Raw genomic sequence first — 20,321 nt, 5'->3', positions numbered from 1 at the left:
ATCCCTTTATTTTATATAAAAAAACAGTTATTATTTAATCTTTAAAACTGAGTTAGTCTTGGCTCTACTGTTTGCAATTAATTCAGCATTATTAAAATCTTCTCCAAATATTGGAATCATATTTTTAATTTCTTTTTTCCACTCGTTATTCATTAACTCAGGGAAACATTTCGTTAAAACATTGATCATTGCACTTACAGATGTAGAAGCTCCTGGAGATGCACCTAATAAGGCTGCAATAGATCCATCAGCTGATGAAACAATTTCAGTTCCAAATTTTAAAACACCTTTTCCAGTTTGTTCTTCAATAACCTGTACACGTTGTCCTGCAGTTTGTTCAAACCAATCTTCTAATCGTGCCTCTGGTAAATACTCTTTTAAAGATTCAACTTTTTGAGCTTTAGATAACATTACTTGCTCAATTAAGTATTTTGTTAAATCCATATTATTTAAACCACAGCTCATTAAAAAACCAACGTTTCCTAAATTTACAGATTTAAATAAATCAAGATTAGAACCTTCTTTTAGAAATTTAGTTGAGAAAACAGCAAATGGTCCGAATAATAAAGATTTTTTTCCATTAATTACACGAGTGTCTAAATGAGGAACGGACATTGGTGGTGCACCAATTTTAGCTTTTCCATAAACTTTAGCAAAGTGACTATTAATAACTTCTTCATTTTGACAAATCAGCCATTGTCCACCAACAGGGAAACCACCAAATTTTTTACCTTCTGGAATTCCAGATTTTTGTAATGATAAAATAGCTCCACCACCAGCTCCGATAAATACAAAATCAGCATTAATTGCTTTGTTGTTACCAGATTTTAGATCTTTTACTTTAACCGCCCATTTACCATTTGATAAACGAGTTAAGTCTTTTACTTCATGAGAAGTTTCTAAAGTAATTTCTCCTTTTTGTTGTAAACTTTTGAAAATTTCGCGAGTAAGTTCACCAAAATTAATATCCGTTCCGATATCCATATAAGTTGCTGCAACTTTCTCTCCTGCTTGGCGACCAGTAACAATTAATGGGGCCCATTTTTTAATTTGTTCGAAATCTTCAGAATATAGCATATCTTTAAATAAAGGATGCTTAGACATAGCAGCATGTCTTTTTCTTAAGAAGTTCACATCATCTTCTCCCCAAACAAAACTCATATGTGGAGTTTTACGTAGAAAATTTTCTGGAGATGAGATATAGTTATTTTCTACTAAATAAGTCCAGAATTCTTTAGAAGTCTCGAATTGCTTAGCAATATTTATAGCTTTAGTGATATCAACATTACCATCTTTTCCTTGTGGAGTATAATTTAATTCACAAAAAGCAGAGTGCCCAGTACCTGCATTGTTAAACGCTTCTGAACTTTCGAAACCGATTTTATCTAATTTTTCGAAAACTGATATCTTTATACTAGGATTTAATTTTTTTAGAAGAATACTTAAAGTAGCACTCATGATTCCTGCACCAATTAAGACTACCTCTTGTGGTTGTTTTTCCATCTTGATTTCTAAATTTACTACAAAGTTATTAATAAATAGCCTCTTTGACTAAATTATCTGTAGAAAAAACAATGATTTTTTACATCTATTACGTTGAACGGTAGTTGTATTGCAAGAATGATTTTTTTAATATAAAAATTTGATTTAAAAGATAAAAGCCATCCGTATTAACGGATGGCTTTGTTTATATATTTTGATGAGATGATGATTACATCATACCTGGCATTCCTCCACCCATAGGAGGCATTGCTGGTTCATCTTTTTTAATTTCTGTAACAACAGCTTCTGTTGTAATTAGCATACCTGCAACAGATGCAGCGTTTTCTAATGCAACACGAGCCACTTTAGTTGGATCTATAACTCCAGCTTCAATCATGTTTACATATTCGTCTGTTTTTGCGTTGTATCCGAAGTCACCTGTTCCTTCTTTTACTTTTGCAACTACAACAGAACCTTCACCACCTGCATTATGTACAATTTGGCGTAATGGTTCTTCTACTGCACGTTTTACGATTTGTACACCTGTAGCTTCATCAGCATTTTTAGTATCAATTTCAGATAAAGTAGTTAATGCTCTTACAAAAGCAACACCACCACCAGCAACAATACCTTCTTCTACTGCAGCACGAGTAGCGTGTAAAGCATCGTCTACACGATCTTTGATTTCTTTCATTTCAACTTCAGAAGCAGCACCAACGTAAAGAACAGCGACACCACCAGCTAATTTAGCTAAACGCTCTTGTAATTTCTCACGATCATAATCAGAAGTAGTAGTTTCTACTTGAGCTTTGATTTGGTTAACTCTGTTTTTGATTTGTTCTTGGTCACCAGCACCGTTTACAATTGTAGTATTATCTTTATCGATAACTACTCTTTCTGCAGTACCTAACATTTCTAAAGTAGCAGTTTCTAAAGTAATTCCTTGTTCTTCAGAAATAACTGTCCCACCTGTTAAGATAGCAATATCTTCTAACATTGCTTTACGGCGATCACCGAATCCTGGAGCTTTAACAGCTGCAATTTTTAAAGATCCTCTTAATCTGTTAACTACTAAAGTAGCTAAAGCTTGACCTTCAACTTCTTCAGAAATAATTAAGAATGGACGTCCAGATTGAGCAACTGGCTCTAATAATGGTAAAATTTCTTGTAAGTTAGAGATTTTTTTCTCGCATAATAAAATGTAAGGATTTTCTAATTCCGCAACCATTTTATCAGCATTAGTTACAAAATATGGAGATTGGAATCCGCGATCAAATTGCATTCCTTCTACAACATCAACATATGTTTCTGTACCTTTCGCTTCTTCAACTGTAATTACCCCTTCTTTCCCAACTTTTGCAAAAGCTTCAGAAATTAAAGTTCCGATAGTTTCATCATTGTTAGCAGAAATAGAAGCAACTTGTTTAATTTTTTCTGATGAATCACCAACTTCTTCAGATTGCTCTCTTAAGTTTTCAACGATTGCAATAACCGCTTTATCAATACCACGTTTTAAATCCATTGGATTTGCTCCCGCAGCAACGTTTTTTAAACCTTCACGAACGATAGCTTGAGCTAAAACTGTAGCTGTAGTTGTTCCGTCACCTGCTACATCATTTGTTTTAGAAGCAACTTCTTTTACCATTTGAGCACCTAAATTCTCGATAGGATCTTCTAATTCAATTTCTCTAGCTACAGAAACACCATCTTTTGTAACGTGTGGAGCTCCGAAAGATTTTTCTAAAACTACATTACGTCCTTTTGGTCCTAATGTTACTTTAACTGCATTAGCTAATGCATCAACACCTCTTTTTAAAGCGTCTCTTGATTCAATATCGAATTTAATACTTTTTGCCATTTTGGTTTATTTTTTAATATGATTAAACAATTAATTAGATGATTGCTAAAATATCAGCTTCGCGCATGATTAAGTAGTCTTTTCCTTCTAACTTTAATTCTGTACCAGAATATTTTCCATAAAGAACTTTATCTCCTACAGTAACTGTCATTGGTTCATCTTTTTTTCCATTACCTACAGCTACTACAATACCTTCTTGTGGTTTTTCTTTTGCTGAATCTGGGATAATTATTCCTGATGCAGTTTTAGTTTCTGCTGGAGCTGGTTCAATAACCACTCTATCCGCTAATGGTTTAATGTTTAATTCTGCCATATCTTTTATTTTTTTATAAATAATTAAGTAATGTTTGTTTGGTATTTATTCACTCGAAAAGTATGCCATTGCTAATTTTCTGACATTTTGAAAAAGTATAGGAAATAAAAATGCCAGGTTGCTGACAACCTGACATTTTAATAACTTATTGATGAAATTTAATTACTTTTTGATAATTAATTTTTTAGTGAATTGTTCACCATCTGCTTTTACAGTAACTACATAAACACCGTTAGGTAAGTGTCCTAAAGATAATTTGTGAGTATTATTGTTAAATTTAGAAGATGTATTGTTGTAAACTTGTTTTCCTGTCATATCATTTACATAAACAATTACATTACTAAAGTTTTTATTCAATTGGATATTTACTTCACCTTGTGTAGGGTTTGGAGTAATTGTAATAGCTTCTAATTTATCTAAATCACCTACAGCTAATGGACTATCAATTGTGAAGTTAGTTTTATTAACTGCTAAATAAATATTATCGATAGGTTGAATCATTAAACGTGCATTTGTTGTTTCTCCTATTCCGTAAGGTACATTAAATGTATAAGAACCATTATTTGGTGTAGACTCTACTAAAGTGTATTCCCATGTTTGTCCTCCATCTAATGATAATAAGATTTTAACATCTGATGTATCGATTCCATTTTCTGTAGTTCCAGCAACATCCCAAGTAATAGTAGCTTCAGATCCTGCATTCCATGTTTCTGATGCTTCTTGAGAAGTAACCTTAAATGGTCCAACTTCTTTTACATTAACGATAACATTTTTACGATCTGTTTGACCTCCAATAGGATTATTATCTCTTACCAATAATGAAAAGCTTAATTTACGAGCTACACTTGGTAAAACTTCCCAATTTATAGGTGCTGAATTACTAGTTGTTGTTAATTTATCTGCAAGGATAGATTGCATATTAGGGAAATATCTAACGCCATCTGTTTTAGGGTTTAATGATCTAAATGTTGGTCCACCTGTATTTGTAGAAACTGGAGGTTGAGTAGCGATTTGAGTATCAATTTGTTCCCAATTGTATGTTAAAGCATCACCATCTTGATCAGTTGCTGTAGCTTCTAACTTGAAAGCTGTTGAATGTGGAATGTTGTGATTCAGTTTATCTAATACAATTACAGGTTCGTTATTTCCACTATCTGTGTTTAAAGAACATTGACCAGCATTAGAAGTTACGAATGAATAAATATTATTAACACTTACTGATGCAAAATAAGGGTCACTGTTGTTTTGTACGTTAGGAGCGCAAATACCGGCATATGCCATAATTGTACTACCACTACCTGGTTCTACAGCTGTTGCATTTGATCTATTACTTGAACATGAATTATTGAATGTATGTGTTGCACCAAATTGATGTCCCATTTCATGTGCAACAAAATCGATATAAAATACATCGTTAATTGGAGCAGTTAAACCAGTTACACCTCCTGCTTTTATATTACTACAAGGGCTTCTCAGGTAAGCAACACCACCACCACCAGTAGAAAAAACGTGTCCAATATCGTAATTGTTAGTACCAATTTCTCTATCAAGTACAGTTTGGTTCTCTCTTAACATGGCAGAACCATTGCTATTGCTGTATTCGTCAGTTGTTATGAAAATAATTTTATCATTATTCTCAATTAACTCCATTGTTACACCAAATTCTTTTTCGTAAACACCATTTACTCTAGTCATTGCCACATTCATAGCAGATAATACAGCAGCAGTTTTTTCTTCATCTGTACCATTACTTAAATTAGCTCTATTAATATGATATCTTGAATATTCAATTGTTGAAGCTAATGCCAAACGATACTTTCTCATTTTCCCATCAACTGCAGTTCTGTTGTTTTCAACATCTGTAGGTATTTGGTCAAGTATATTTCTTTGGTGTATATCGTCTGTATCACAAACAAAATCAAGAGTATTATCTACACTCTTTCTATTATATGAAATGTAAGTATTTAAATCTTCTGTATAAGCATCTATGTATGATACATTATCTTTTTGATAAATCATTGCGCTTAATCCGTGGTATGGAGAGATACTAAAACGAATAGTAGATTTTCCATCAACAGAAACCCCAGAGTATGACTTAATCATATTGTATTTTTCTTGTAATCCAGGAGCCATAACTGAAGCTTCCTGAACTTGATACTTAATGATTTTTCCATCACCATTTGGGATGTTAACTAAGCGTGTTTGATTTCCTCCTTTGTTAGAAATATTTTCTAATTCGTTTGTAAGATTAGCTACGTCAAGATTAAATATTTTATGTTCCTGAGGAACTGAACTACGTTCTACAAGATTAGTTGGTTTGAAGCTCTTGTTTTTAATTTCTTGCCAATAATTTTTTTGTGCAAAAATAGAACTCCCACTAAGAAGTAGTGATAAGATAATAAATTTTGATTTCATAAATTTTTAATATTCTAGTGTTAAATGATTAATTTCTTTAGGAAGTTCAACTACAAATATGTTAATAGAATTATCATATACTTCTTTAACCTTGTGTAATTTTAGTTTATTATTTCTGAATAATTCAAGTTTAGAAATATCATACTGATCAATGTTTTCTTTACAAATGACAGCAATGTTTTTATCTGAAAAATCAATTATTTGTAGCGGTTTATTTCTTTGGCCTGGTATAACTAGACTTCTCTGAAATTCATCGTACGCCTCAAAATTTGTATAAACTTTAATTTCTTCTGTACAACCTTTATTAGTATAGGATTGATCAATTACTTCCACAGTTTTTTGTGTATAGCAACTAGAAAGGCACCCAAGTGTAATTAATGTTAGTAATTTTTTCATTCCTATATAGTGTTAAATATATTTAAATTTAAACAAAATTTTTAGGGAATAAAATTAAATAACAAAAAAAGCGAATCTTAATTTAAGATTCGCTTTTAAGTGTATTGTAAATAAATTATTAACTTTTTTATTTTGCTGGTGTAGTAGGAATTTGTGCTGGTGCAGTTTCATTCCCTGTAGGCATTGCTTGGTTACCAGTAGGTAATTCAACAGATTTTTTTGGTGCCTTTATCTTAATAGCATTAGGATTTGGTTGCATAACATTTGCTCCGACAACTAAAATAATTATTGCAATAAATAATCCCCAAGTTGTACGGTCTAAAAAGTTATTTGTACGTTGTACTCCAAACATTTGGCTACCACCACTACCACCAAAAGTTGATGACAAACCTCCTCCTTTAGGATTTTGAGATAAAACAACTAATGTTAATAAAACAGATAGGATCATGATGACTACCATGAAAAATTGAAATGTTCCCATTTTTTATTTAGAGTTTTTTAAATTTTCTATTTCTTTAATTTGATTTGCAAATAAACTATATTTTTCTGGATATTTCAAACTTAATATTTTATAAGCTTTGACGGCTTTCTCATATTGTTTTTGCTCAATATATATTTGGGCCAATGTTTCTGTCATTAAATCAGAAAAATCTGTTTGTTTTATATCTTTAACTTCAGCTTTAGATTCTGGAATTTCCTGCTTCTTTAAAGGTTTTATTTTAGGATTTTTTTCTAAGAAATCATCAATGATTTGAAATTTTAAATCTTTTTCTGTTGGTGTATCGACATCTATTGTAGAGGGAAATTTTAACCATTCATTAAAAGAAAAAGAGTTTTTATTTTCAATTACTTCTTTATGTTCTAAAGGAAAAGCTTCAATTTCAACCTCATTTGGTAGAGGTTGTTCATTAAAAACATTTACTGAAGTATTTTCTTCAGCAATAACTGCTGGTTGGATAATTGCTTCAATCTCAGGAATAATAGTTTCATATATTATATTATTAGACACCGTTTCTCCTAAATTCTCAATATTTGATTCCAATTCCTCTGTCAAAGGAGAATTTCTTACTTTATCATACATATTTTGAATTTGGAAAATAGTATGGCTAAAAACATTTTTTGACTCTGATGAGGTGATAGAATTATTATCCAATGATCGAGCAATTAAATTTACTTGTTCAATTTTATCATGAATAATTTCTTGGCCCATCTCAAGTGTTTCTTTCACGGCATTTGAAATTTCGTCATTATTTTTTATAAATTCTTGAGCTACTGTAATTGAATTTTCAAAAATTTCATCGTTATCTTCGATCGATGTCTCCAATCTTTCGTCCATAATAAAATTTTCAGTTGTATTTTCCTCAGTAAAATCTAAAATCTCAGTTATTTGTTCTGAATTATTTTCTAAAGATTCTTCAATCCCGTTTTCTATAATAGAATTTTTAACGGTATTATCCTCAATATAGTTTATAGTTTCTATTTGTTCTTGAATAGTATTATCTAAATTTTCGTCCTTTATTTGGATGCTATCTACATTTTCAATTATTTTTTCATCAATAGAATCTAAGTTTTCTACCTCTTGAGGATTGGTATGATCAATTGGTATCTCAATTTTATCAGCAAGAATAAAATTTTCTATTTTATTTTCTTTCTCAATATCTAGATTTTGAAATTCTTGCTGAACAGTTATTTTTTGAGAAGAATTAATGAAATTATACAAATCTCTCCTATTGCTACTATAAATGGCAGTAGAGGGTAAATAATCTTCGTAAGATAAATCGTTACTTTTTTTTAATGCAAATAATTTAATGGCACGTAAAGAATAGAAATATGGATATTTTTCAATTTCCATATTTAATAAATCAAGGTCATTAATTTCAACCTCTGTAGGATTATTTATTAGATATTCTATTCTTGTCATGCTCAAATATAAATTATTTTTTTACCAATCCATTGCTATTGAAGCAAAAACTTGATCTCGTATTAAGTCAATAATATTAGGTAAAATAGTAGGCTCTACATCTGATAATAGTTGTGATCCGGGAAAATTTTCATAAGCTGAAAAAGTACGATCAAAACTTTTTGTCTCGTCAATATTATTAATATATTTTACTTTTACCGTAACCGTTAATCTATTTTCTGCTGCAATATCATTGGACTGAATAGACATTGGCATTACTTCGTAACCCGTGATTTCGCCTTCTATAATTAGGTCTGAATCATCTGTACCCGATAAATTTAATTTTGTTCTATTTCTAAAAACATCTTGCAAAGTAAGATTAAGATCTTGGCTCAAAGATGGGTTTTGTAATTGCGCATAATTAGGAAATGGCGCAATGTAGATAGTTTTCCAACTTGGATCAATTGAAGATCCAGATAATGAGTAATTTCCTGAAAATGATCCGCAACCACAAAATGTGAAAAGCGTAAAAATAGAAACCAGTAAATAAGTTATATAACGCATGATTATAAATGGTATTGTTTAATTTTTCGGTATAATGTTCTTTCAGAAATACCTAATTCATCTGCGGCTAATTTTCGTTTACCACGATGTTTTTCTAACGCTAATTTAATCATTTCTCGTTCATTTTCTTGTAACGAAAGAGATTCAGGCTCTTCTATTGGGCTTACATCGTACACATCATCCGAATAGTCGTATGTAGGTTGTGAAAATGTAGGAGGAGTAGGAGTCTGCTCTTGTCTGAAAATATTAACGCTAGGTAAAGTTGTTGATTCTTCAGCAGGTTTTTCATTGTACACGCGCTGAATTAATTCTTGAGTATTACCATTAAAATCATTTACATCTTTTGTCTTAATTAAATCAAGAGTTAAAGCACGTAAATCATTCAAGTCTTTTTTCATGTCCAGTAAAACTTTAAATAAAAGTTCGCGTTCCATGAAATCAGTTTTAGTTCCATCTGCATTTTTTGTAACAGTTGGCATCATGTTGCTTAAAGGCAATAATTGTGTGATTTTTTCATGAGAAATTACACGCTCTTTTTCAACAACAGAAACTTGTTCTGCAAAATTTCTTAGTTGTCTAATATTTCCTGGCCAAGGATAATTCGCGATATAGTTTGCAGCTTCTGGCGACAATTCGATATGCGGCATTCTGTATTTTGAAGCAAAGTCTGAAGCAAATTTTCTAAATAACAAATTAATATCTTCTTTGCGATCGCGTAATGGAGGAAGGTCAATCTGTATAGTATTTAATCGATAGTATAAATCTTCTCTAAATTTTCCTTTCTCGATTGCTTCTTTCAATTTTACATTAGTAGCTGCTACAACCCTTACATTAGTTTTTTGAATTTCAGAAGAACCAACTTTCATAAATTCTCCTGATTCTAAAATACGTAGTAAGCGTACTTGTGTAGATAAAGGTAATTCGCCAACTTCATCTAAGAAGATTGTTCCACCATCGGCTACTTCGAAATATCCTTTACGTGTCTGAGTTGCACCTGTAAAAGCACCTTTCTCATGTCCAAATAATTCAGAATCTATTGTACCTTCAGGGATTGCTCCACAGTTTACAGCAATATATGCATTGTGTTTTCGGTGGGATTGGTTATGAATAATTTTTGGAACAAATTCTTTTCCAACACCACTTTCACCAATAACTAATACAGATATATCTGTAGGGGCAACTTGAATCGCCTTTTCTAAAGCGCGATTCAAGTTTGTATTATTTCCTATTATTCCAAATCGTTGTTTAATGGTTTGTAAGGAATCCATAGTATAAGTTTTTGAGTTAGAAATTAATTAAAGTTGATTATTTTATTGATCAGAAATCTACTTTAATATTTACTCACTTACCATTTCACCAATTATTGTGGCAGTTGTACAGCTATTAGCTTTTACATGTACAAAATCACCCACTTTAGTTCCTTCCATTTTAGGGAAAACTAATACTGCATTTTGTGAGTTACGTCCGTACCAAAAGTTTTCATCACGTTTAGAATTTCCTTCGATTAATACTTCGTGTACTTTTCCAACATAAGAATTCATACGTATTGCAGAATGTTTTTGCTGCATTTCGATAATTTCTTGTAAACGACGTTTTTTATCTTCTGGTGCTACATCATCGGGCATTTTTTTATGTGCAGGTGTACCTGGACGCTCTGAATAAGCAAACATATACCCAAAATCATATTTTACATGCTCCATTAACGATAGCGTATCTTGATGTTCTTCTTCTGTTTCTCCACAGAATCCGGCAATCATATCATGAGATAATGCACATTCCGGAACAATACGACGAATTTTATCGATTAGCTCAAAATATTCTTCTCTTGTATGTTGACGATTCATACGTTCTAAAACCGTTGTAGATCCTGATTGTACTGGTAAGTGAATGTATTTACAAATGTTGTCATGTTTAGCCATCATTTCTAATACGTTATCGTGCATATCCTGTGGGTTAGATGTAGAAAAGCGTAATCTGATTCCTGGGAATTGTGTAGCTACCATATCTAACAACTGTCCAAAATCTACAGCAGTAGCTTTTTGAATTTCTGTAGCGTTTTTAAAATCTTTTTTAGGCCCTCCTCCAAACCATAAGTATGAATCAACATTTTGACCTAATAAAGTAATTTCTTTATATCCAGCTTCTGCTAATTCTTTACACTCATTTAAAATTGAATGAGGATCACGAGAACGCTCACGTCCACGAGTAAAAGGAACTACACAAAACGTACACATATTATCACATCCGCGAGTAATTGTAACAAAGGCTGTAACTCCATTTCCACCTAAGCGAACAGGAGATATTTCTGCGTATGTTTCTTCTTTTGATAATTGTACATTGATTGCATCGCGACCATCTTCTACTTCATTCAATAAATTAGGTAAATCACGGTATGCATCTGGTCCTACAACGATGTCAACTAAATGTTCTTCTTCTAAGAATTTATGTTTTAAACGTTCAGCCATACATCCCAAAACTCCAATTTTTAGAGATGGTTTTTGTTTTTTAAAAGTATTTAAAGTTGCTAAGCGTTTACGAACTGTTTGTTCAGCTTTTTCACGAATTGAACAAGTATTTAATAAGATTAAATCGGCCTCATCTACTTTATTTGTAGTTTGGTAACCTTCTTCATTTAAAATTGAAGCAACAATTTCGCTATCTGAAAAATTCATTTGGCAACCATATGATTCTAAAAATAATTTCTTAGTTGCATTTCTCGTAGGTAAAGTTAATAATGCTTCGCCTTGTCTAGTTTCGTCTATATGTTTTTCTTCTGTGTGCATTCTGTTCAAAATGATTATTCGGCAAAAATACAAAAACATGGTGACATATTGGCAGTAAAATTTTCTTTTGCATTTTCTTAACAATTTTGTAGATTTATCACTATCTAAAATAATATAAAATGAAACAAAACGTAGAAAGTAAAATTAATGAATTACTTGTAACTGGTTATAAAACAAGTTTTAATTCCGTTTTTGGAAAAGCAAGTGATATATTTAAAGGTATCGCAGGATATGCAATACTAGCGTTTGTAGTATATTTTATAGCTTCAATGATTATATCTAGTGTTATTGGATTATTATTTCCTGTAGCAGCGATGGATTATAATGAAGTAATGGATACAATTCAGGGAGGAGATAATGAAGCTTTACGAGATTTATTGACACAGTATAGTCAAAATACAAGCTACATATATAGTATTGTTAATAATTTAATCACAGCAGCTTTATATCCTATATTATATAGTATTTTTACGATGGCTTATAAGTTTGATAATTATAAAAATGTTGAAATTTCAGATATTTTTATCCATTATAGAGACGGAAAATTTTTAAATATATTCCTTGCTTCATTAATAATAAGTATAATTTCAATGATTGGTATTATTCTATGCATAATTCCAGGATTTATAATTTATGCGGTAACATTATTAGTTGTTCCATTGATAATATTCGCAGATGCAGATATAAAACAAGCATTAAACTATGGAGTTAAGCTTGGATTTAAGGATTTAGGTTCTTTTATTTTATTACTATTGTCAATAATTGGAGTTTTAATCGTTGGACTATTGTTATGTTGCGTAGGATTAATTGCAGCAGTTCCTTTTGTATATGTATTAATTTATTCATTTTATAAAGAAATTGTTGGTTTCCCGGATAACCATACTGAAATAGATGAGATTGGAACGGATATATATAAAGATAATCCTTACATGAACTCGTAAAAATCAAAAAAAAATGAAGCAGTATCAAATGATTTTTGGCTGCTTCATTTTTTTGTTTATAATTTTGCACAAATATTAAGCATATCTTATGTCAAAGAATCTCGTAATTGTTGAGTCCCCTGCGAAAGCTAAAACTATCCAAGGATTTTTAGGTAAAGACTTTATTGTGGAGTCTAGTTTTGGTCATGTTGTGGATCTTCCTAAAAAGGGAATGGGGATTGAGATCGAAAATGATTACAAACCAGTATATGAAGTAACTCCTGATAAAAAAGAAGTTGTTGAAAAATTAAAAAAACTTTCGAGTAAAGCAAATACAGTTTGGTTAGCATCCGATGAGGACCGGGAAGGAGAGGCTATTTCTTGGCATTTGTATAATGTTTTAGATTTAGAAAATAAAGACACTAAACGTATCGTTTTTAACGAAATTACTAAGAAAGCAATTTTAAAAGCGGTTGAAAATCCTCGCGAAATTGATATTAATTTAGTTGATGCGCAACAAGCTCGTCGTATATTAGATCGATTAGTAGGTTTTGAAATGTCTCCAATTTTATGGAAAAAGGTAAAACCAGGACTTTCTGCAGGACGTGTACAATCTGTATCTGTTCGTTTAATTGTAGAACGTGAAAAGGAAATCCAAAACTTTGTACCAACTTCAGCTTACAAGTTTGTTGCTTTATTTTCAACCTCAGAAAGTAAAAACTTAAAAGCTGTATTAACCAAAGACTTTGAAACGTTAGAAGAAGCTCAAGCTTTTTTACAAACGTGTATTAATGCGACTTTTACTGTAAAAGATTTACAGAAAAAACCGGCAAAACGTACACCTTCAGCTCCATTTACCACTTCAACTTTACAACAAGAAGCATCTCGAAAATTAGGAATGTCAGTTTCTAGAACAATGCGTGTTGCACAGCAATTGTATGAATCTGGACATATTACGTACATGAGAACAGATAGTGTAAATTTATCTGATGATGCGTTATCTGCTGTAAAAGCAGAAATAGAATCAGCATATGGTAATAAATATGTTGAAATAAGAAAATATGCTAACAAAAATTCTTCAGCTCAAGAAGCGCACGAAGCAATTCGTCCTACTCATTTCGAGAATCATACAATAAATGCAGATGATTCGATGAGAAAATTATATGAATTGATCTGGAAGCGTACAGTTGCCTCTCAAATGGCAAATGCTGAACTTGAACGAACAATCATTGATATTGAAAATGAAAAAAATGCATATATTTTTCAAGCAAAAGGAGAAGTAATTGTTTTTGATGGATTCTTAAAAGTTTATCAGGAGTCAATGGATGATGAAGAAATTGATGATGATAAAGTATTACTTCCTAAAGTTACAGTTGGTGAAGATTTAAATGTAAATTCTATCAACGGAACCGAACGTTTTACAAGAGCTGCTGCACGATATACGGAAGCATCTTTAGTGAAGAAATTAGAGGAATTAGGAATTGGGCGTCCTTCTACTTATGCACCAACAATTTCTACAATTCAAAATCGTGGATATGTTGAAGTAAGTGAATTAGATGGTCATGAAAGAAAATACAACACATTACAATTAAAAAATAATGAAATTAATACGGCAGTTGCTACCGAAATTTATGGAGCAGATCGTCGTAAATTAATGCCTACGGATATAGGAATTGTTGTGAATGATTTCTTAGTAGATTATTTTAAAAATGTAATGAATTATGATTTTACTGCACGTGTAGAATCTAGTTTTGATAATATTGCAGCAGGTAAAATTGAATGGACAAAGATGATTGACGAGTTCTATCAGAAATTCCATACAATCGTACTAGATGTACAAGAAAATGCTGAACGTGCTTCTGGTGAACGTGATTTGGGTATTGATCCAGTTTCAGGTCGTACAGTGCATGCTCGTATTGGTCGATTTGGGCCAATGATTCAGATTGGTGATGCCGAAGATGAAGATAAGCGTTTTGCAAGTTTACAAAAGCATCAATCTATCCATAACATAACATTAGAAGAAGCTTTAAAATTATTTGAATTGCCTAAAACTTTAGGAGAATATAATGGTTTTCAAGTTGAGGTAAATAATGGTCGTTTTGGTCCTTATGTAAAGTTTGATGATAAATTTATTTCAGTTCCCAAAGAAATTGAACCTTTAGATTTATCTTTTGAGCAAGCTGTAGAATTAATTGAAGAAAAATTAAAAGCAGATGCACCAATTGCTCAATATGAAGGGCATGATGTTACAAAAGGAAAAGGACGTTTCGGGCCGTTTATCAAATGGAACGAATGGTTTATCAACGTTTCTAAAAAATATGATTTTGATAACTTATCGCAATCGGATATTATTGAATTAATTGAAGATAAAAAACGAAAGGAATCAGAACGTGTGGTACGCGAATGGTCAGAACAAGAGATTCGTTTAGAAAAAGCTCGTTGGGGTCGCTATAATTTAATCAGTGGCAAAATTAAAGTCGAATTATCTAAGGAAACTAATGTTGAAGCTTTAACATTGGAAGAAGTAGAAAAGATAATTGCAGATCATACGCCAGTTAAAAAAACAGCAGCTAAAAAATCTCCAGCGAAGAAAACTACAACAAAAAAAGCAGCCACTACAACAAAAAAAGTGACGAAAAAGAAATAATGTTTACAGATTATTTAAAACCTGTTTCTAAAGAATTACAAGACTTCGCGAAGTCTTGTAATTCTTTTTGTTTAGGGGCATCTTTATCCTTTGAAAAAAACACTTTATTAGATAATTCTTCTGAAGTTATTTTTAATAAAATTGCGTTTATAGGTGTCCAAGAAAATCGCTCAAAAACTACTGATGAATTAGATGAATTATACTTTGATTTAGTTCGTCGTTCATTTTATGAGCTTAATAAAGGAAATTGGTATATACCAATGTATGATTTTGGAGATTTGATTCCTGATGGGTATAAAAATACTTCTGGCGAAATATTTACAAAAGTTTTAAAAGATTTATTAAAACAAAAATATTTTGTAATAATACTGGGAGGAAGTCCAAGTATGGCCTATTATCAATACCGGGCATATGATGAAATTTTTAAAAATATTAATTACTTTACAGTAGATGAAAAATTAAGATTTGGAAATGAAATTCATTATCCGAATAATGATAATTTTCTAACAAAAATAATAACTTCACAACCGCTCAACCTTTTGGGTTTTTCTAATATTGGTTATCAAACGTATTTTACAGCCCAAGAAGAGTTAGATTTACTTGATCAATTAAATTTTGATGCGTTACGTTTAGGGGAAATTTCAGCATCTATCAAAGAGGTGGAGCCTTTGACTAGAGAGGCAAATGCAGGAATGATTAATCTAAATTCTATAGAATATAATTATTTTCAATCCACTCAAGATTTTTCTCCAAATGGATTTAATTCAAGAGAAATTTGTGGAGTAGCAAAATATATTGGTTCAAGTAACGTTTTAAGTTCTATATATATTGCGAATTATATTGAAAAATATAAAAAAGTAGATCATTTATTGTTAAGTCAAATTTTATGGTATGTTGTAGATGGTAAAAATCATCGTCCAGAAATAAAAAGTTTTGATGATGAACAATATTTTGATAAATTTTTTGTTCCAAGTGATATACATATTTTTATATTCTATTATAATCGCCACTCAGATCAGTGGTGGATTGAGATAAAAACTGAAGGAGAAGACGGTATTAAATGCTTAATACCATGCTCTAAAAAAGATTACACTAAGGCTTTGGAGGGAGAAATTCCAGACAAGTGGTGGAAGTATTTTAAAAAGTTTTATTAAATTTAATTAAAATATTGAATTTCAGTAAATTGATTTAAATTTTTGAGTGTATATTAATTTGTATAATTTCAAATAAAATAATAGTTTTACAACCCTGTATAAAATAAATCTATAACAGAATGAATAGAATTTTGGTAAGTACTTTATTATTATCGCTTTCATTTTCTTCTTGTAAAATGTTGAAAAATGGAGGTAATAGTAATAAAAATGATGGTCAAATAACCTCGAAATCATCTTCTTCGTGGACACCAGTACGTCCTAAAGGGATGGTTCCAATTCCTGGAGGATCTTTTGTTTTAGGACAAAGTGATTACGATTTCACGCAGAATAATGATGCTCCTGTGAAAACGGTATCAGTGGCTGGATTTTTTATGGATGATACGGAAATAACAAATTCTGAATATCAGATTTTTGTTAATTATGTAAAGGATTCTATAGCACGAACAGCTTTAGCAATGAAAGCAGAAGAATTAGGTTTTGATCCAATGAATCCAGGAGGTTCTGATGCTGGGATCGGTGCTTACTCTTATGTTTCTGGTTCTAAAGATGGAGAAGGAACTCCATACGATGAATACATTCAACAATCTAATACTGGCCGAGACGGTAACACGATGGACGGTCGTAAATTAAATTGGAATGTAAAATTAGAATGGGATAAATATAAATATCCAGATGTAGATTATACAGAGGTGATGGAAGGATTATATTTCCCACCTGAAGAAAGAATGAATGGTGAGCGTCGCATAGATACGCGTAAACTTACTTACCAATATGTTGTAGTAGACCAAATGGCTGCTGCAAAACAACGTGGTACTTTCCAAGTTGATTTTCGTAAAGAATTTCAAGTAAATGTTTATCCAGATACTACAGTTTGGGTTAGAGATTTTAATTATTCTTATAATGACCCAATGCACCAAGATTATTTCTGGCATTCGGCATATTCAAACTATCCTGTTGTAGGTGTTAATTGGAATCAAGCTAACGCATTTGCAGATTTCCGTACTAGATACCATAACAATGCGTTGAATAAAAAGAAAAAGAAAAATGGTTCTGCGAATAAAGTTATAACTTATAGATTACCAACAGAAATTGAGTGGGAATATGCTGCTCGTGGTGGCATTCAGAATGCACCTTATCCATGGGGAGGTCCTTATTTAACGGATGATAGAGGTTGTTACTTAGCAAACTTTAAGCCTAAACGTGGTGATTATATAGAAATTACGAAAGGAAAGAAAACTGGTTTTATGTACACTGCGCCAGTAAAAACTTTCCAACCTAATGGATATGGGTTATATGATATGGCAGGAAACGTTGCTGAGTGGACATTGTCACCTCATAATAGAACTTCTTATCAGATGGCATCATCTTTAAATCCTTCAATTACATTATCTAATGAAACTAAAATGGTCGTTAGAGGAGGTTCATGGAAAGATATAGGATATATGTTAATGGTTTCTACAAGAGATATGGAGCAAAAAGATTCTGCTCGTTCATTTATTGGATTCCGTACAGTACAACCATTTCCTGATGGATCTAAAGTAACTTATAGAAAAACTAAATAATTTAAACTTAATCTTAACAAATTAAACACACATGGCAATACAAGCAAGCAAGAAAGAACGTTTAACTAATTTTATATATAGTTTCTTCGCAGGGGTTGTAATTTTAGGAGCATTATTCAAAATTACTCACATTTCTATTGGTCCATTAAATGGAAACTTATTATTAACAGTTGGATTAGTAGCAGAAGCATTAGTTTTCTTCTATGCAGCTATTTTTGATCAGCCAAAAGGAGACTATTCTTGGGAAAAAGCTTATCCTGAATTATTAGATGGAGCTCCAGTAGCTAAGAAAACAGCAGCCGTTGCAGCAGCCGGAAATTCTTTAACACAAGAATTAGATAAAGTATTAGCTGATGCAAAACTTGATAAAGCAGTTTTTGAAAGTTTACGTGCATCTTTAGATAATTTTGGAGCAGCAGTTTCTGAAATTAATAAGACAACTAATGCAGCAGCAGCTACTCAACAATATAATGACGAAATTTCTAAAGCAGCAACAAATGTTAACGCATTAAATACGTTATATGTTCAGCAAATTGAAACGTCTAACAAACAAGTAGAATTAAATAAACAATTCATCGAAGAGATGCAAAAATCTTCTGGTCATTCTGAGCAATTTTTAGCTGAAATGAAATCATTATCTGCTAATATCAATGCTTTAAATAACGTATATGGTGGAATGTTAGCAGCAATGAAAAACAACAACTAATCATTGCTGATTATTAACTAAAATATTAATTAATTCTACTAAAAAATTATGGCAGGAGGAGGCAATAATGCTCGCCAGAAGATGATTAACCTAATGTATCTAGTATTTATCGCAATGATGGCGTTAAATGTAGATCGTGAAGTGTTAAGATCATTCGAGAGCATTTATTTAACAATGGAATCGTCAACGCAGTTGACAACTGAGAATAATAACACATTCTATACAAATATTACAACCAAAGCTAAAGACGAAGCTGATTATCAAGCAATCGATGCTAAAGCTAAAATTGTAAAGCAAGAAGCGGATGCTTTTTACAATTACGTAGAAAGTTTAAAACAAGAAGTAAAAGGAGCTAATTATACACCTGGTGCTGAAGAAACTGATTATAACTTATTAGCTAATTCAGAATCTGTAATGAATTTATTCTTTAAAGGTAAAGGTGGAGATAACGGAAATGAAAAAGCACAAGAACTAGTTTCTAAAGTAAATAACTTCCGTAACTTTTTATTAACTTACGTTAAAGATGATGTAAACTCTACAAAACGTATTAATCAAGTATTTGCTACAGAACCAGTAGGTAAAGGAAAAAAATCTTGGTTATTAGAGAAGTTTTATGAACAACCAATGGTTGCTGCATTATCTAACTTAACAAAGTTACAAGCAGATGCGCGTACAGAAGAAGGAAATATTGTTCGTGATTTATTAGCTGGAAAGTTAAAAGAGAAAATCGAATTAAATGCTTTTGAAGGTATGTTTGTATCTCCAGGAATTGTAAAAGTTGGTGATGAGGCTGTTTTAAATGTTGTATTAGGTGCATACGATAATTCATTATCGGGATCAGTACAAACATCTGTAGGATCAGCTCAAATCGTAAATGGTAAAGCATCTATTAAATTAAATACAAGTTCTGTAGGAATTCATCAATTAACGGGTGATTTAACTTATAAATCTTCTACAGGAGAAAATAAAGTTGTTAAGATTGTACCATCAACTTATCAAGTTGTTGCTCAAACGTTAGATGTTAAAGCAGCTGAAATTATAGAGAAAGATCCAACAGGAGGTTCTATCGTAGCAGATAACTTAAGAGTAGTTTATCGTGGTGTGGACAACCCAATATCAGCAACTATTAATGGTGCGAACGGCCCAGTTTCTATGTCTAGTTCATCTGGATCAACATCTTCAGCTGGAGCTAATAGATGGAATCATACACCAGGAGCAGGTAATGAAGTTGTTTTCACAGCAACTGCAAAAGCATCTTCAGGTAAAACATTAACTGTAAGAGAGACTTTCCGTGTTAAACCTTTACCACCAGCACGTGGTGTTGTAATGGGTAAAGTAGCAGCAGGAATTCCTCAAGCATCTTTAGCAAGTCAAAGAGTACGCGTAGACTGGCCAGATTTCTTATTCCCTGTAAAAGGTGAGGTAGAATCTTTCAGTATCAAAGTACCTGGAAAACCAATTGAACGTGTTAACGGAAACAGCTTAGGTGGAGCTTCTTCTATCTCAGCAGCTAAACGTGGTGATAACATTTCAATTATCAACATTAAATACAAATCTTCTTTAGGACAATCAGGAGACGCTTCTATTGTATCTATCGAAGTATTATAAAATAATTAAAGAA

Annotated in this window: 16 protein-coding genes; 6 read left to right on the top strand and 10 right to left on the bottom strand. The window is 31.7% G+C overall.

Annotation, left to right across the window (positions count from 1 at the left end):
• Window positions 1–30 precede the first annotated feature (30 nt).
• The 10 genes from mqo to miaB form a co-directional block, all read right to left on the bottom strand.
• A complete protein-coding gene (gene mqo / locus IM532_RS04370; protein ID WP_194182344.1) occupies window positions 31–1,509 on the bottom strand; it encodes a malate dehydrogenase (quinone) in 1,479 nt (492 codons plus the stop codon).
• Window positions 1,510–1,711: 202 nt separating this feature from the next.
• Window positions 1,712–3,340: a chaperonin GroEL gene (gene groL, locus IM532_RS04365; protein ID WP_194182211.1), complete on the bottom strand. Its 1,629-nt coding sequence runs from the start codon at window positions 3,338–3,340 to the stop codon at window positions 1,712–1,714.
• A gap of 34 nt (window positions 3,341–3,374) precedes the next feature.
• Window positions 3,375–3,653, bottom strand: coding sequence for a co-chaperone GroES (locus tag IM532_RS04360; protein ID WP_194182210.1), 279 nt, complete (start codon window positions 3,651–3,653; stop codon window positions 3,375–3,377).
• Between the two features lie 162 nt (window positions 3,654–3,815).
• Window positions 3,816–6,068: a zinc-dependent metalloprotease gene (locus IM532_RS04355; protein WP_194182209.1), complete on the bottom strand. Its 2,253-nt coding sequence runs from the start codon at window positions 6,066–6,068 to the stop codon at window positions 3,816–3,818.
• 6 nt (window positions 6,069–6,074) lie between these two features.
• On the bottom strand, window positions 6,075–6,464 hold the full coding sequence (locus IM532_RS04350; protein ID WP_194182208.1) for a hypothetical protein: 390 nt from the start codon (window positions 6,462–6,464) through the stop codon (window positions 6,075–6,077).
• Between the two features lie 127 nt (window positions 6,465–6,591).
• Window positions 6,592–6,945, bottom strand: coding sequence for a preprotein translocase subunit SecG (secG, locus tag IM532_RS04345; RefSeq protein ID WP_194182207.1), 354 nt, complete (start codon window positions 6,943–6,945; stop codon window positions 6,592–6,594).
• Between the two features lie 3 nt (window positions 6,946–6,948).
• Complete coding sequence (locus IM532_RS04340) at window positions 6,949–8,385, bottom strand: hypothetical protein (protein ID WP_194182206.1); 1,437 nt, start codon at window positions 8,383–8,385, stop codon at window positions 6,949–6,951.
• Window positions 8,386–8,406: 21 nt separating this feature from the next.
• Complete coding sequence (locus IM532_RS04335; protein WP_194182205.1) at window positions 8,407–8,928, bottom strand: LptE family protein; 522 nt, start codon at window positions 8,926–8,928, stop codon at window positions 8,407–8,409.
• Between the two features lie 2 nt (window positions 8,929–8,930).
• A complete protein-coding gene (locus IM532_RS04330; protein ID WP_194182204.1) occupies window positions 8,931–10,196 on the bottom strand; it encodes a sigma-54 interaction domain-containing protein in 1,266 nt (421 codons plus the stop codon).
• A gap of 69 nt (window positions 10,197–10,265) precedes the next feature.
• Complete coding sequence (miaB, locus tag IM532_RS04325) at window positions 10,266–11,711, bottom strand: tRNA (N6-isopentenyl adenosine(37)-C2)-methylthiotransferase MiaB (RefSeq protein WP_194182203.1); 1,446 nt, start codon at window positions 11,709–11,711, stop codon at window positions 10,266–10,268.
• A 119-nt stretch (window positions 11,712–11,830) separates the two neighbouring features.
• Between miaB and IM532_RS04320 the strand changes: the two genes are divergently transcribed.
• The 6 genes from IM532_RS04320 to porM all read left to right on the top strand — a co-directional run bounded on the left by IM532_RS04320 (window position 11,831) and on the right by porM (window position 20,308).
• A complete protein-coding gene (locus tag IM532_RS04320; RefSeq protein ID WP_194182202.1) occupies window positions 11,831–12,652 on the top strand; it encodes a hypothetical protein in 822 nt (273 codons plus the stop codon).
• Between the two features lie 88 nt (window positions 12,653–12,740).
• Window positions 12,741–15,278, top strand: a complete 2,538-nt coding sequence (topA, locus tag IM532_RS04315; RefSeq protein WP_194182201.1) for a type I DNA topoisomerase — start codon at window positions 12,741–12,743, stop codon at window positions 15,276–15,278.
• Window positions 15,278–16,432, top strand: coding sequence for an arginase family protein (locus IM532_RS04310; RefSeq protein WP_194182200.1), 1,155 nt, complete (start codon window positions 15,278–15,280; stop codon window positions 16,430–16,432). Before topA ends, IM532_RS04310 begins: the two co-directional genes overlap by 1 nt.
• A 119-nt stretch (window positions 16,433–16,551) precedes the next feature.
• Window positions 16,552–17,994 (top strand): T9SS ring complex lipoprotein PorK/GldK, encoded by a 1,443-nt coding sequence (gene porK, locus IM532_RS04305; protein ID WP_194182199.1) that lies wholly within the window; start codon window positions 16,552–16,554, stop codon window positions 17,992–17,994.
• 31 nt (window positions 17,995–18,025) lie between these two features.
• The gene (gene porL / locus IM532_RS04300) at window positions 18,026–18,700 is read left to right on the top strand and encodes a type IX secretion system motor protein PorL/GldL (protein ID WP_194182198.1); all 675 of its coding nucleotides are present in this window, start codon (window positions 18,026–18,028) and stop codon (window positions 18,698–18,700) included.
• A 48-nt stretch (window positions 18,701–18,748) separates the two neighbouring features.
• Window positions 18,749–20,308, top strand: coding sequence for a type IX secretion system motor protein PorM/GldM (gene porM, locus IM532_RS04295; protein WP_194182197.1), 1,560 nt, complete (start codon window positions 18,749–18,751; stop codon window positions 20,306–20,308).
• Window positions 20,309–20,321: the final 13 nt, after the last annotated feature.

Origin of the sequence: Faecalibacter rhinopitheci (assembly GCF_015234135.1) — a bacterium.
Classification (GTDB): Bacteria; Bacteroidota; Bacteroidia; order Flavobacteriales; family Weeksellaceae; genus Empedobacter; species Empedobacter rhinopitheci.
The sequence above is the reverse complement of the archived record's forward strand: the minus strand, read 5'-3'. Positions and strand labels throughout refer to the sequence as shown.

Bases quoted from the DNA above. Each gene is read 5' to 3' on its own strand.
- groL (WP_194182211.1), bottom strand. From the start codon at position 3,340: ATGGCAAAAAGTATTAAATTCGATATTGAATCAAGAGACGCTTTAAAA.
- IM532_RS04360 (WP_194182210.1), bottom strand. From the start codon at position 3,653: ATGGCAGAATTAAACATTAAACCATTAGCGGATAGAGTGGTTATTGAA.
- IM532_RS04355 (WP_194182209.1), bottom strand. From the start codon at position 6,068: ATGAAATCAAAATTTATTATCTTATCACTACTTCTTAGTGGGAGTTCT.
- IM532_RS04350 (WP_194182208.1), bottom strand. From the start codon at position 6,464: ATGAAAAAATTACTAACATTAATTACACTTGGGTGCCTTTCTAGTTGC.
- secG (WP_194182207.1), bottom strand. From the start codon at position 6,945: ATGGGAACATTTCAATTTTTCATGGTAGTCATCATGATCCTATCTGTT.
- IM532_RS04340 (WP_194182206.1), bottom strand. From the start codon at position 8,385: ATGACAAGAATAGAATATCTAATAAATAATCCTACAGAGGTTGAAATT.
- IM532_RS04335 (WP_194182205.1), bottom strand. From the start codon at position 8,928: ATGCGTTATATAACTTATTTACTGGTTTCTATTTTTACGCTTTTCACA.
- IM532_RS04330 (WP_194182204.1), bottom strand. From the start codon at position 10,196: ATGGATTCCTTACAAACCATTAAACAACGATTTGGAATAATAGGAAAT.
- miaB (WP_194182203.1), bottom strand. From the start codon at position 11,711: ATGCACACAGAAGAAAAACATATAGACGAAACTAGACAAGGCGAAGCA.
- IM532_RS04320 (WP_194182202.1), top strand. From the start codon at position 11,831: ATGAAACAAAACGTAGAAAGTAAAATTAATGAATTACTTGTAACTGGT.
- topA (WP_194182201.1), top strand. From the start codon at position 12,741: ATGTCAAAGAATCTCGTAATTGTTGAGTCCCCTGCGAAAGCTAAAACT.
- IM532_RS04310 (WP_194182200.1), top strand. From the start codon at position 15,278: ATGTTTACAGATTATTTAAAACCTGTTTCTAAAGAATTACAAGACTTC.
- porK (WP_194182199.1), top strand. From the start codon at position 16,552: ATGAATAGAATTTTGGTAAGTACTTTATTATTATCGCTTTCATTTTCT.
- porL (WP_194182198.1), top strand. From the start codon at position 18,026: ATGGCAATACAAGCAAGCAAGAAAGAACGTTTAACTAATTTTATATAT.
- porM (WP_194182197.1), top strand. From the start codon at position 18,749: ATGGCAGGAGGAGGCAATAATGCTCGCCAGAAGATGATTAACCTAATG.